Raw genomic sequence first — 12,434 nt, 5'->3', positions numbered from 1 at the left:
GCGGACGGGACGTCGGGATCATGGCCGTCGCCGTCGTCGGCGTCTCGCTGTCGGCGCCGCTGACCACGATGCTGGCCGCGCCGATGCTCGCGCTCGCGTTCTGGCGCAACCTCGGTGGGGCAGCGGTCCTGCTGCCGGTGCTGCTCCTGCGCGAGCGCCGGGTCCTCACCGGGCTGCGACCGCGCGACCTCACCAGCTCCGTCGTCGCCGGCCTCTTCCTCGCCGCGCACTTCGCCGCGTGGCTGCCCAGCCTGTCGATGACGACGGTCGCCGCCTCCACCGCGCTGGTGACCACCACCCCGATCTGGACGGCGCTGGCCGCGCGGATCAGCGGGGTGCGGCTGCCCACCGCGACCTGGTGGGGGCTGGTGCTGGCGGTGCTCGGCGTCGCGCTGATCGCCGGGGTCGACGTCACGGTGAGCCTGCGCGCCCTGGCCGGGGACGGGCTGGCGCTGCTCGGCGCGCTCTGCGCCGGCGGGTACGTGCTGGCCGGGGCGCGGGCGCGGCAGCGGCTGTCGACCTCGGCGTACGCGGTGGTCTGCTACTCGGTGTGCGCCGCGGTCGTCGCCGTCGCCGCCGTCGTGGTCGGCGACCCGCTCGCCGGCTTCGCCGGGCGGGACTGGGTGCTCATCGCCGCCATCACCGTCTGCGCCCAGCTGCTCGGGCACACGCTGTTCAACCTGGTGCTCTCCTCGGTCGGCCCGACGATGGTCAGCCTGGTGATCCTGCTGGAGGTGCCCGGCGCCCTGCTGTTCGCGCTGGTGCTGCTGCAGCAGGTGCCCCCGCTGCTGGCCCTGCCCGGGGTGGCGCTGGTGGTCGTCGGTGTCGGCCTGGTGGTCCGGGCCAGCCGCCCGGCGGGTCTGGCCGAGCCCGGCACCTGAGGGCCCGCGGAGGCCGTCGCTACCCTCCGGTGGACCCGATCCCGATCAAGCGGAGGCACCGTGGCCGAGCTCCGATCCCGCCGTTCCAACCTGGCCGTCCCGGGCAGCAACCCCCGGTTCCTCGAGAAGGCCAAGGGCCTGCCCGCCGACCAGGTGTTCCTCGACCTCGAGGACGCGTGCGCGCCGCTGGCCAAGCCCGGTGCCCGCAAGAACATCGTCGCGGCGCTGAACGAGGGCGGCTGGGGCGACAAGATCCGCACCGTCCGGGTCAACGACTGGACGACGGAGTGGACCTTCCAGGACGTGATCGAGGTCGTCGGCGGTGCCGGCGCCGACCTCGACTGCATCATGCTGCCGAAGGTCCAGGACGCCGCCCAGGTGCAGGCGCTGGACATGCTGCTGACCCAGCTCGAGAAGGCCCACGGCCTGGAGGTCGGGCGGATCGGCATCGAGGCGCAGATCGAGACCGCGCAGGGGCTCATCAACGTCAACCAGATCGCGTTCGCCAGCCCGCGGATCGAGACGATCATCTTCGGCCCAGCCGACTTCATGGCCAGCATCAACATGAAGTCGCTGGTGGTCGGCGCCCTGCACCCGGACTACGCCGGGGACCCCTTTCACTACATCCTCATGCAGATCCTCATGGCCGCCCGCGCCCGCGGTGTGCAGGCCATCGACGGCCCCTTCCTGCAGGTGCGCGACGTCGAGGCGTTCCGCGAGGTCGCCAAGCGCTCGGCCGTCCTCGGGTTCGACGGCAAGTGGGTGCTGCACCCGGGCCAGGTCGACGCGGCGAACGAGATCTACTCGCCGTCCCAGGAGGACTACGACCACGCCGAGCTCATCCTCGACGCCTACGACTGGGCGACCTCGGAGGCCGGGGGCAAGAAGGGCTCGGCGATGCTCGGTGACGAGATGATCGACGAGGCCAGCCGCAAGATGGCGCTGGTGATCGCCGGCAAGGGCCGGGCCGCCGGCATGCAGCGCACCTCGACCTTCACCCCGCCGGAGTAGGAGGACCCCGCCTCTCAGGCTCGGCGCGGTGCGCCGGACGAGGCCGGACGACGGCCCGCCCGGGGAGCACCTGGGCGGGCCGTCGTCGGGTGCGGCGGGTCTACGGCGCGAAGGCGCCCGACGAGCCGGCCGCGGCCAGCGCGAGGAAGAAGAACAGGAAGCCCAGCACCGCCAGCGCGGTGCCGATGCCGCCGATGATGATCCCGGCCAGCGCGAGGCCGTCTCCCTGCTCGCGGGTCTGCCGGATCTGCCGGCGGGCCACGACGCCGAGCACCAGCCCGACCGGGCTGAAGACGAAGGCCATCACCAGCGCCAGGATCGCCAGGGTGTTGGTCGGCCGCGGGTAGCCGTAGCCGGGCGGCGGGCCGTAGCCGGGCGGGCCGTACCCCGGCTGGCCCCACGCGGTCTGGCCGTACCCGGGCGGCGGGCCGTACGCCGGCTGGCCGCCGTACGCCGGCTGGCCGCCGTACCCCGGCTGGCCGCCGTACCCCGGCGGCGGGCCGTACCCGGGTTGGGTGCCGTACCCCTCCTGGCCGCCGGCGGAGGTGGACCCCTGCGTGCCGTAGGGGGTCAGCGGCGGGTGTCCGGGCTGCCGCTGGCCCTCGCCGCCCGCGGGTGGCTCTGCGGGGTCGGGGGCACCGCGGTGGGGCTCGTCCTGCGTCATCGTCGTCCTCCCACGGTCGGCGGGTCCTCGTGCCGAACGCTAGACGCGCAGGGCCCGGAGAGTGATCAGGCGCACGCGGACGGCGTCCTGCGGTGGCCCATACTCACCGGTAACCCGGACACCGGAGTCCCCCCGGAGGAGCGACGCGATGACCCGTCTGGCGCAGACCGCCGACCTGACCGACATCCAGCAGGAGATCCTGTCGACGGTCAGGACCTTCGTCGACAAGGAGATCATCCCGCACGCGCAGGAGCTCGAGCACGCCGACGAGTACCCGCAGGAGATCGTCGACGGGCTGAAGGAGCTGGGCATCTTCGGGCTGGTGATCCCCGAGGAGTACGGCGGTCTCGGTGAGTCGCTGCTGACCTACGCGCTGGTGGTCGAGGAGATCGCCCGCGGCTGGATGAGCGTCTCCGGCGTCATCAACACCCACTTCATCGTCGCCCACATGGTGATGCAGCACGGCACCCAGGAGCAGCGCGACCGGCTGCTGCCGCGCATGGCCACCGGCGAGGTGCGCGGGGCGTTCTCGATGTCCGAACCGGGTCTGGGCTCCGACGTCGCCGGCATCCGCACCAAGGCGGTCCGGCAGGCCGACGGGGACTACGTCATCGACGGCCAGAAGATGTGGCTGACCAACGGCGGCAGCTCCACCCTGGTCGCCGCGCTGGTGCGCACCGACGAGGGCGCCGAGAAGGCCCACCAGAACCTGACGACGTTCCTGGTCGAGAAGCCCGCCGGTTTCGGCGAGGTCGTCCCCGGCATCACCATCCCCGGCAAGATCGACAAGATGGGCTACAAGGGCGTGGACACCACCGAGCTGGTGTTCGACGGCTACCGGGCCAGGGCCGAGGACGTGCTCGGCGGCGTCCCCGGCCGGGGCTTCGCCCAGATGATGGACGGCGTCGAGGTCGGGCGGGTCAACGTTGCCGCGCGTGCCTGCGGCATCTCCATCCGCGCCTTCGAGCTGGCCATCCAGTACGCCCAGCAGCGGGAGACCTTCGGCAAGCCGATCGCCCAGCACCAGGCCATCGCCTTCCAGCTCGCCGAGATGGCGACCAAGGTCGAGGCCGCGCACGCGATGATGGTCAAGGCCGCTCGGCTCAAGGACGCCGGCAAGCGCAACGACGTCGAGGCCGGCATGGCCAAGCTGCTGGCCAGCGAGTACTGCGCCGAGGTGACCACCCAGTCCTTCCGGATCCACGGCGGCTACGGCTACTCCAAGGAGTACGAGATCGAGCGCCTGATGCGCGAGGCGCCGTTCCTGCTCATCGGCGAGGGCACCAGCGAGATCCAGAAGACGATCATCAGCCGGGGCCTGCTCAAGGAGTACGCGCTCAAGCGCTGAAGAAGGACCCCCTGCCCCCCACCACTCGCGCGCTCGCGGCGGGACCCTGCAGGCGGCCGTGGTGTCTGCCGGCCTCGTCCAGAGGCTCGCCGCGAGCTTGCGAGCGGTGAGGGGGACGAGGTCCTCTCTCAGCTGTCGCCGTCGGCCGGTTCGTCGAAGGTGACCTCGACCTGCTGGACGCCGAGGGAGCGGGCCAGGCCGGTCAGCATGTCCCGGGTGTTGGCCTCGGCGCGCTCGCGCAGGTCGCTCTGCGTGGCCACGGCGGCCAGCCGGTCCTCGGCCAGCGCGTACAGCTCGCTGTCGTCGACCGGGTTGTCGCCGAGTGCGTCGCCGACCCGCTCGACCAGCCCGCGGTCGCGGTCGAGGACGCGGCTCTCGGCCGGGTCGATGCGCACCTCGCCCAGCCGCGGGGCGGGCAGCGCGATGGTGGCCGACGTGCCGTCGGGGGAGAGGGTGACCCGGCCGGCGTCCAGGCCCGCGAAGTCGACGTAGGCGTCGGCGGTGCCGGTCGCCAGGAAGCTCACCGACTCGCCGCTGATCACCGAGGGGACGTAGCGGGTGTCCACCTCGCGCTCGACGACGACCTGGAAGGTGCCGGTCGCGGCGTGGTACTCCGACAGGTCTTCTAGTGCCAGCAGCAGCGGGGGAGTGCTGGTGTCGACGACGTCCTGACCGAGGGGGTTGTCCGGCAGCCAGTCGGCCACCTGGAAGCCGGCGGGCACCAGCAGCGCCAGGCCGATCCCCGCGGCCACCAGCTTGGGGCGCAGGCGACGCCGCCGGCGGGGGGCCGGGTCCAGGGAGACGGGGCGGGACGGCAGCAGCGTGGGCATGCTCGGCCTCTCGGGTCGGGGGCGGGCGTGCGGTGGCTCACCCGTCCAGCGATGTTCCCGCGGCTCCCATTCCCGACACGCCGAGCGCACCCGCGGGAACAGGGCCGGCCGGCGTCGGCCAGGCTTCGGGCATGAGAGCTGTCGGGGTGACCGCGTTCGGTGGGCCGGAGGCCCTGTACGTCGTCGACGTCCCGCGCGAGCCGCTGGGGCCGGGGCGGGTGCGGGTGCGGGTGACCGCGGCGGCGGTCAGCCCCACCGACACCCACCTGCGCGAGGGCGCCTACGCCGGGCGCGACCCGGTGCAGGAGTTCCCGTACGTCCCCGGCATGGACGCCGCCGGGGTGCTCGCCGAGATCGGCCCGGACACCGACACCGACCTGCAGGTCGGCGACCGGGTGATGGCGATCGTGGTGCCCACCGGCGCGCACGGCGCCTACCGGGAGGACCTGGTGCTGCCGGCCGCCTCGGTGACCCGCTCACCGGCCGGCAGCACCGACGCCGAGGCCTCGACCCTGCCGATGAACGGGCTCACCGCGCGGCTGGCGCTCGACCTCATGGGCCTGCAGCCCGGCCAGGTGCTCGCGGTGACCGGCGCGGCCGGGGCGTTCGGCGGCTACGTCGTCCAGCTGGGCAAGGCCGAGGGGCTGACCGTCGTCGCCGACGCGTCGGAGGCCGACGAGCAGCTGGTGCGCGACCTGGGTGCCGACGTCGTCGTCCGGCGGGGGGACGACGTCGCCGACCGCATCCGCGCGGAGTTCCCCGACGGCGTCGACGGGCTGGCCGACGGCTCGGTGCAGGACGCGGCCGTGCTGCCGGCCGTCCGGGACGGCGGGGCGGTGACGACCGTGCGCGGCTACCGAGGGGACGGCTCGGGCCGGGTCCGGGTGCACCCGACGCTCGTGCGCCGGGTGGCCGAGGACCGGGCGGCGCTCGACCGGCTGCGGGAGCAGGCCGAGCAGGGCGTGCTCACCCTGCGCGTGGCCGACGTGCTGCCCGCCGAGCAGGCCGCCGAGGCGCACCGGCGGCTGGCGCGCGGCGGCGTCCGCGGGCGGCTGGTGCTCGCCTTCTGAGGTCGGGGTCCCGCGGTGGCGGGACGTCGCCCGGTCCTGACAGGGTGAGGGGGTCCCGGGCAGCGGAGCCCGGCGGGGTGCGGAGGTGTGGTGCGATGGTGCACAGACTCGTCGTCAGCTACGGGCAGCCCGACGACCCGGCGGCGTTCGACGCCTACTACCGCGACACGCACACGCCGCTCGCCACGCAGATGCCCGGCCTCGTCCGGTTCACCACCGGCTCCCCCCAGCCGCTGGACCCGTCGCAGCCCGCGCCGTACCTGGTGGCGGAGCTGGACTTCGAGTCCGAGCAAGAGATGGGTGCCGCGTTCACCTCCGCGGAGGGGAAGGCGGCGGCCGAGGACGTCGCCAACTTCGCCACCGGCGGCGCGACCATGACGCACTACGAGCTGAACGAGGTGCACGCTCCCCGGTGAACGGCGCGCAGGCACTCATCCGGACCCTCGTCGGCGCGGGCGTCGACGTCTGCTTCGCCAACCCCGGCACGTCGGAGATGCACTTCGTCGCCGCGCTGGACGACGTCCCGGAGATGCGCGCCGTCCTGACGCTCTTCGAGGGCGTCGCGACCGGCGCCGCCGACGGGTACGCGCGGATGGCCGGGAAGCCGGCGGCCACGCTGCTGCACCTCGGCCCGGGGCTGGCCAACGGCCTGGCCAACCTGCACAACGCCCGCCGGGGCCGCGCGCCGGTGGTCAACGTCGTGGGGGACCACGCCCGCTCGCACAAGCGGCTGGACGCGCCGCTGGAGTCCGACCTCGACGCGCTGGCCGGCGCGGTGTCGGGCTGGCTGCGCCGGTCGCTGTCCCCGGCCGACGTCGCCGCCGACGCCGCCGACGCGGTCGCGGAGTCGGCCCGCCGCGGCATCGCCACGCTGGTGCTGCCCGCCGACGTCTCGTGGGAGGACGGCGCCGAGCCCGCACCGCCGCAGCCGGTGCGCCCGGCTCCGCAGGTGGCGCCGGCGGTGGTGGACGACGTGGCCGCGGTGCTGCGCTCCGGCGAACCGACCGTGCTGTTCCTCGGCGGGGACGTCGTCGGCAGCGAGGCGGCGCTGCTGGCCGCCGGTCAGATCGCCGCCGGCACCGGCGCGCGGCTGGTGGCCGAGACGTTCTCCACCCGCGCGGTGCGCGGCGCCGGCCTGCCCGAGCTGACCAAGCTGCCCTACCCACCGGAGATGGCGCTCGCCGCGCTGGCCGGGACGCGCCACCTGGTGCTGGCCGGCGCGACCTCGCCGGTGCACTTCTTCGGCTACCCGGACGTGCCGGGCACGCCGGTGCCCGAGGGCTGCACGGTGCACGTGCTCGCCGCGCCGGGGGAGGACGGCGTCGCCGCGGTGCGGGCGCTGGCCCAGGTGGCGGCACCGGACGCGCGCGCGGAGCTGCTGGAGGCGACGCGGCCCGAGCTGCCGACCGGCGAGCTGACGCCGCGCGCGATGTCGGCCGTGGTCGGGGCGCTGCTGCCGGAGCGGGCGATCGTCGTCGACGAGGTGCTGACCTCCGGCGTCGGCCTGGCCGAGCTGACCTCGGGTGCGCCGCGGCACGACTGGCTGTCGCTGACCGGCGGGGCGATCGGCGACGGGCTGCCGATGGCCGTGGGCGCCGCGGTGGCCTGCCCGGACCGGCCGGTGCTCGCGCTGCAGGCCGACGGCAGCGCCATGTACACGATCCAGGCGCTGTGGACGATGGCCCGCGAGCAGCTCGACGTCACCGTCGTCGTCTGCGACAACGGCTCCTACGCGATCCTCGAGAACGAGCTGTCCCGGGTCGGCGCGGCCGAGGACGGCAAGCGCGCCGGGGAGCTGCTGCACCTGGGCGGGCCGTCGCTGGACTTCGTCGCGCTGGCCACCGGCATGGGCGTGCCCGCGACCCGGGCCACGACCGCCGAGGAGCTGGCCGAGCAGCTGCGCACGGCGCTCGCCGCCCCCGGCCCGCACCTGGTCGACGCGGTGCTGCCCGGCCGCAGGTGAGGTAGCTGCACCCGGCCCGGTGCGGCGCCTGGTCCGCGCCGGAGTCGTCGTCGCGGCGGCGGCCGGCCTGCACCGGCTGGTTGAGGTCCCCGGCGCCGACCACGACGACCGCGTGCCGCTGGACGCGACGCGCTCGTCGACGCGGTCGTGGAGCTGGCCGGCCGCTGACGAGGCCGATCCCCTCAGGCGGTCGCCCGGTAGGAGGTGTACCGGCCGACCCAGCGGTGGACGTGGGAGCCGGTCTCCCCGACCTCGGCGAAGCCGGCCCGGCGGAGCAGGCCCGGGACGTCGTCGACGGCGTGCTCCCGGGTGAACCGGTGCCGGTGGCCGGAGTCGCCGGACCCGCCGACGTCCACCAGGTGCAGCGCACCCCGGACCGCAGCACCCGGAGCACCTCGCGCATCGCCTGCTCCCGCTCGCCGGCCGGCAGGTGGTGGAGCATGAACGAGGAGAGGACGACGTCCACGCTGTCGTCGGCGTAGGGCAGCTCGTCGGCGTAGCCGCGGTCGAGCTGGACGGCCAGTCCGCGGCGGCGGGCCTTGCGGTGGGCGCGGGCCAGCGCGGCGAGGTCGGGGTCGAGCCCGACGACGGCCGCCTCGGGCTGGGCCCGCTTGGCCGCGAGCAGCAGGTCGCCGGTGCCGCAGCCGATCTCCAGGACGCGCTGGCCGGGTCGCAGGCCGGCCCGGTCGAGCAGTCGCCGGTGGATGCGCCGGACGCCGAGCAGCCGGTTCAGCGGGTCGTAGAGCGGCAGCAGCCACGTGCGCCGCATCCCGGGGAGGAAGCCACGCTCATCGCCGGTCACCGCCGTCCGCGTGCCCGTGCCGCCGGTCGCGCCACCCATGCCGATCCCCTCCGCCGTGGACGATCCTCCGCTCCCCACCGCTACCCTCGACCGCTCCACGGGCGACGACAAGGGCGGGGAGCCGGGCGCGGCGGGACGTCCTCCGGGACCGCGGCGACCGGGCGGTCGACCTCACCCGGCCCACGAACCGCACACGGACGTCGTCCGATCAGGAACGCTGCAGGACGGCCAGTGCCCGGGAGTAGGGGAACGAGCTCTGCGGGGTCTCCGGACCGCGCTCTCCACCCCCGCTCATGGCGACCAGCTGGGAGATCTCCCAGTCCTGGCCGAGCAGCCCGTTCAACTGCTGCAGGTTCGTGTTGCCGTCATCGGCGAACCACAGGACGAACGCCCGCTGTTCGTGCCTCCCGTCCTGGGACAGGGCGAGGGCCGCCCGGGAGTAGGGGAACGGACTCTGCGGGGTCTCCTGGCCGGTCTCCCCGCTGCCGCTCATCGGCGTCGCGAGCCTGACCCGCCAGCCCTGGCCCAGGAGGTTGTTCAGCGCACCCAGGTTCGTGTTGCCGTCATCGGCGAACCACAGGACGAAGGCCTGCTGTGTCATGTCCTCCACCTCCGTGTCGGCAACGACGAGAGCTGCACCGGTCGGCTGGAGCGCCGACGGTCGTGGCGGGCGCCGACGAGGACCGCCGTGGTGTGGGCACCGCGAGTCTGGAACGGACGGCGTCACGCGACCGTCACCCCCACATCACGGGAGGACCGCCGCACCGAGAGCCCGGCCATCAGGTGGGAGCCCCTCCCGAAGACGCGCGCCGGGCGGTGGCCGCGGCCGTACGGGCGGGGACGGAACGCGGTGGTCCGCGCGGCACCGTCTTCGGACCGGCGCGAGGTGGCGCGTTCCTCCCCACGCTGCGCCGCCGGGGAGGGGGTGACTCGGCGAGGAGGTGGTCGCGGTGCGACGAGTCCTGGTGGGGCGGCGGCCGACGAGGCCGGCCTGCCGCAGCTTGGGTTCCTCACGGACGGCAGCGTCCTGCTGCGCCGGACGGTCGACCCTGCGACCGGGGAGTCCACGACCGTGGACGGCCTGCAGCTCGACGCCGACGTCGTCGACCTCTGCGACGCCTTCGGCGACTGATCCGGGGCGGGCGCCTGCCTCCGCGTGGCGGAGGCCGGCGCTCACCACGAGCATGGGGGCCTCGACGACACGGGAGGCCCCTCGGATGGACGCCGCACAGCTGCGGGACCTGCAGGCGCCGATCAAGCAGCGCTACCGGGACGAGCCAGCGTCCGCGTGCGTGACGATGCACGCGGAGGCCACCTTCGCCGACCCGGGCGTCACCGCCACCGTGCAGACCTGGGCCGGGCCTGCCCGCGCCGGGCTGCACCCGTCCACCGGCGGGGACGGCAGCGACGCCTGCTCCGGCGACATGCTGCTGCAGGCCCTGCTGGCCTGCGCCGGGGTGACGATGCGCAGCGTCGCCACGGCGATGGGCGTCGAGATCCGCTCGGCGCGGCTCAGCGCGCGGGGCGACATGGACGCCCGCGGGACGCTCGGCGTCTCCAAGGAGGCGCCGGTCGGCCTGGGCGCGATCACGGTGGACGCCGAGCTGGACACCGACGCCGACGACGCCACCCTCGCCAAGCTGGGTCAGCTCACCGAGCGGTACTGCGTCGTGGCTCAGACCCTGGCGCAGCCGCCGCACCTCACCGTCCGCCGCGCCTGACGGTCCGCCGCGCCCGGCCCCGGCGGCCCTACCGGTCGGGGGCCGGTCGGTACCCGCGGACCGGGCCGACCTCGGCGGCCTTCGGGTAGACCGCCGGGTCCCGGTCGGCCCCCGCGGGGAACTCGAACAGGTCGACCATCAACACCAGCGGGTAGGCGAGGCCCTGCGGGACCACCCGGACCAACTCGTCGTCGACGTAGAAGCACGTCTTCCCGGCGTCCCACGCCGCGGCGTAGGAGTGCCAGTCGGTGGCATCGAGGTCGAGGGCTATGTCGGCCATGTCCGTCCTGAGCCGGGGGTCGTGGTGGGCCTTGACGCCCAGGCGCACGGTCGAGCCGTCCGGGCCGACGGCGGAGCCGTACAGCTCGGCGATGCAGATCTCCCCGGACTGGTCCGGGTCGGCCTCCTCCAGGCCAACGAGCCACACCGCGAGCATGCAGGTCGGGTCGGGGGTGGCCCGCAGCCGGGCCTCGGCCAGCCCGCTGCTGGGCGTGTAGAGCCGGCGGGTGGGGACGGCGGTCGCCACCCGGAGGTCGGGTCGGTGCCGGTGTGTCCCGCGGTCGGACCCCACCTCGCCGGAGAACGACCCGGTCTGCAGGTTCGACACCCGCAGCCCGCCGTCGTCGGGGCGCCAGGCGGGCTGGTCGGCGTCGATCCGCAGCCGGAGCACCCCGGGCAGCAGGTCGAACCGGGCCGCCGACCGCTCGGGGGTCGTCCACTGCGGCAGGTAGTGGGTCATCCACCGGCGCGGGTCGACCTCCGTGCCGGTGAAGTCCTCGCCGAACTCCAGGTCGTAGCGGGAGCGGTCCAGCCGACCGGTGCCGCCCGTCGGCGGGCTCACGGGGCGGGCGGGGCGTCGTCGAGCCACGCGCGCGCCAGCCGCCGGGGCGCCCGGGCCAGCCACGCCTCGGTGACCAGCTCCGCGAGCTCGCCGGGGTCGATGCGGTCGAGTCGGGCGAGCACGATCGGGTGGCCGTCGAAGTGCGGCGTCGTCAGGTAGGTGTCCGGGTCGTCGGTCAGGAGCGCCTCCTTCGCACCGAGGTCGGGCACCCACGCACCCAGCGGCGGCGCGTCCGGTGCCCGGTTCCCCAAGTGGGCGACGTCGGCCCGGCGCAGCGGCCGCTCCCAGACGAACAGCCGATCACGCACCCGCCACTCGGGATGACCGCGCGAGGTCCGCTCGCCGACCTCGGGGAGAGCGAAGGCGAGTGCGCGGACGTCCTCCCAGCCGGGCACGCCGGCAGGCTAGCCCGTCGTGGCGGGTCGAGATCCTCGCTGCTGCTGGCGCACGTGCCTCCGCGCGGCAGGAGAGACGTGGTCCTCCGCGAGCTCTACCGCTGCCCACAGGTGTGAGCAGCGGTAGAGCTTCCGGAGAGGGACACCTCAGGCGGCCGGGGGACCGGGTGTGACACCCGACCGGGTGGGGCTGGGCGTCGGCCGTCCACAGATCTTGGCGACGCCGGCTCGCGGACCGGCTCGCCCGCCTACTGTCCGTCGTCGTCCTGACCGAGCGTGACGACGGGGGTGCCGTGCCGACCAGTGCGCTGGAGGTCGTCGACGGCGAGGTGCGGGAGCTGATCCGCCGGCGTGGGCTGGACCCGTTCACCGATCCCGGGCCGGTCCGGCTGCTGGTGCGTGACGTGGTGGCCGACTACTCCGAGCGGTCGCTGACCTCGGCGCTGCCGCCGATCGGCGACCCCGACGCGGTGGTCCGCGACGTGCTGGACCGGGTGGCCGGGTTCGGTCCGCTGCAGCGGTGGCTGGACGACCCGGAGGTCGAGGAGATCTGGGTCAACGAGCCGGGCCGGGTGTTCGTGGCCCGGCGGGGGCGCAGTGAGCTGACGACGACGATCCTGGCGCCGGGTGAGCTGGCCGACCTGGTGGAGCGGATGCTGCGCACCTCGGGGCGGCGGATCGACATGTCCACGCCGTTCGTCGACGCGACGATGCCCGATGGGTCGCGGCTGCACGTGGTCATCCCGGACATCACCCGCCGGCACATGGCGGTCAACATCCGCAAGTTCGTGCTGCAGGCGCACTCGCTGGACGAGCTGGTCGCGCTGGGCACGCTCACCCCGCAGGCGGCGCGGTTCCTCGAGGCCGCCGTCGTCTCCGGGCTCAACGTGCTGGTCGCCGGCGGCACC

Annotated in this window: 15 protein-coding genes and 1 pseudogene; 9 read left to right on the top strand and 7 right to left on the bottom strand. The window is 74.6% G+C overall.

The window, feature by feature from the left end:
• Positions 1-20 precede the first annotated feature (20 nt).
• Positions 21-881, top strand: a complete 861-nt coding sequence (locus BMW27_RS21195; protein ID WP_091448129.1) for a DMT family transporter — start codon at positions 21-23, stop codon at positions 879-881.
• Positions 882-941: 60 nt separating this feature from the next.
• On the top strand, positions 942-1,892 hold the full coding sequence (locus tag BMW27_RS21190) for an HpcH/HpaI aldolase/citrate lyase family protein (protein ID WP_091448127.1): 951 nt from the start codon (positions 942-944) through the stop codon (positions 1,890-1,892).
• Between the two features lie 100 nt (positions 1,893-1,992).
• Here BMW27_RS21190 and BMW27_RS21185 read toward each other — a convergent pair whose 3' ends face one another.
• Positions 1,993-2,556 carry a DUF4190 domain-containing protein gene (locus tag BMW27_RS21185; RefSeq protein WP_091448124.1) on the bottom strand — a complete coding sequence of 188 codons (564 nt, stop codon included), beginning with the start codon at positions 2,554-2,556 and terminating at the stop codon, positions 1,993-1,995.
• A gap of 148 nt (positions 2,557-2,704) precedes the next feature.
• On the opposite strand from BMW27_RS21185, the gene BMW27_RS21180 reads away from it, so the two are divergent.
• Positions 2,705-3,904: an acyl-CoA dehydrogenase family protein gene (locus BMW27_RS21180; RefSeq protein ID WP_091448122.1), complete on the top strand. Its 1,200-nt coding sequence runs from the start codon at positions 2,705-2,707 to the stop codon at positions 3,902-3,904.
• Between the two features lie 128 nt (positions 3,905-4,032).
• Here the strand turns inward: BMW27_RS21180 and BMW27_RS21175 are convergent, their stop codons facing one another.
• Positions 4,033-4,734: a DUF4230 domain-containing protein gene (locus BMW27_RS21175; RefSeq protein WP_091448120.1), complete on the bottom strand. Its 702-nt coding sequence runs from the start codon at positions 4,732-4,734 to the stop codon at positions 4,033-4,035.
• A gap of 131 nt (positions 4,735-4,865) precedes the next feature.
• Here BMW27_RS21175 and BMW27_RS21170 point away from each other — a divergent pair, with 131 nt between their 5' ends.
• The 3 genes from BMW27_RS21170 to BMW27_RS21160 all read left to right on the top strand — a co-directional run bounded on the left by BMW27_RS21170 (position 4,866) and on the right by BMW27_RS21160 (position 7,767).
• The gene (locus BMW27_RS21170) at positions 4,866-5,804 is read left to right on the top strand and encodes an NADP-dependent oxidoreductase (RefSeq protein WP_091448118.1); all 939 of its coding nucleotides are present in this window, start codon (positions 4,866-4,868) and stop codon (positions 5,802-5,804) included.
• 95 nt (positions 5,805-5,899) lie between these two features.
• Positions 5,900-6,220, top strand: coding sequence for an EthD family reductase (locus BMW27_RS21165; RefSeq protein ID WP_091448116.1), 321 nt, complete (start codon positions 5,900-5,902; stop codon positions 6,218-6,220).
• Entirely contained in the window at positions 6,217-7,767 is a 1,551-nt protein-coding gene (locus tag BMW27_RS21160; protein WP_091448114.1) for an acetolactate synthase large subunit, read from the top strand. The genes BMW27_RS21165 and BMW27_RS21160 overlap by 4 nt, the downstream gene beginning before the upstream one ends.
• A gap of 182 nt (positions 7,768-7,949) precedes the next feature.
• Here BMW27_RS21160 and BMW27_RS23770 read toward each other — a convergent pair whose 3' ends face one another.
• From BMW27_RS23770 to BMW27_RS21150, 3 genes and pseudogenes are all read right to left on the bottom strand, one after another.
• Positions 7,950-8,123 (bottom strand): hypothetical protein, encoded by a 174-nt coding sequence (locus tag BMW27_RS23770; protein WP_217638241.1) that lies wholly within the window; start codon positions 8,121-8,123, stop codon positions 7,950-7,952.
• Between the two features lie 14 nt (positions 8,124-8,137).
• Positions 8,138-8,536 (bottom strand): annotated as a pseudogene (locus BMW27_RS24650) (class I SAM-dependent methyltransferase); the annotation flags it as partial.
• Positions 8,537-8,777: 241 nt separating this feature from the next.
• Positions 8,778-9,170, bottom strand: a complete 393-nt coding sequence (locus BMW27_RS21150; RefSeq protein ID WP_139206953.1) for a hypothetical protein — start codon at positions 9,168-9,170, stop codon at positions 8,778-8,780.
• A 324-nt stretch (positions 9,171-9,494) separates the two neighbouring features.
• Here BMW27_RS21150 and BMW27_RS21145 point away from each other — a divergent pair, with 324 nt between their 5' ends.
• Together BMW27_RS21145 and BMW27_RS21140 are read left to right on the top strand one after the other, a co-directional pair.
• Complete coding sequence (locus BMW27_RS21145) at positions 9,495-9,701, top strand: hypothetical protein (RefSeq protein ID WP_091448110.1); 207 nt, start codon at positions 9,495-9,497, stop codon at positions 9,699-9,701.
• Between the two features lie 85 nt (positions 9,702-9,786).
• A complete protein-coding gene (locus BMW27_RS21140; RefSeq protein ID WP_091448107.1) occupies positions 9,787-10,290 on the top strand; it encodes an OsmC family protein in 504 nt (167 codons plus the stop codon).
• A gap of 28 nt (positions 10,291-10,318) precedes the next feature.
• On the opposite strand, the gene BMW27_RS21135 is transcribed toward BMW27_RS21140, so the two are convergent.
• Positions 10,319-11,131 carry a glycoside hydrolase family 16 protein gene (locus BMW27_RS21135; protein ID WP_217638235.1) on the bottom strand — a complete coding sequence of 271 codons (813 nt, stop codon included), beginning with the start codon at positions 11,129-11,131 and terminating at the stop codon, positions 10,319-10,321.
• Positions 11,128-11,526 carry an MmcQ/YjbR family DNA-binding protein gene (locus tag BMW27_RS21130; RefSeq protein WP_091448105.1) on the bottom strand — a complete coding sequence of 133 codons (399 nt, stop codon included), beginning with the start codon at positions 11,524-11,526 and terminating at the stop codon, positions 11,128-11,130. Before BMW27_RS21130 ends, BMW27_RS21135 begins: the two co-directional genes overlap by 4 nt.
• 293 nt (positions 11,527-11,819) lie before the next feature.
• On the opposite strand from BMW27_RS21130, the gene BMW27_RS21125 reads away from it, so the two are divergent.
• Positions 11,820-12,434, top strand: a 615-nt coding sequence (locus BMW27_RS21125) for an ATPase, T2SS/T4P/T4SS family (RefSeq protein WP_175486605.1), incomplete at its 3' end; no start/stop codon positions are given.

The organism is Geodermatophilus poikilotrophus (genome assembly GCF_900111455.1).
GTDB lineage: Bacteria > Actinomycetota > Actinomycetes > Mycobacteriales > Geodermatophilaceae > Geodermatophilus > Geodermatophilus poikilotrophus.
The sequence above is the reverse complement of the archived record's forward strand: the minus strand, read 5'-3'. Positions and strand labels throughout refer to the sequence as shown.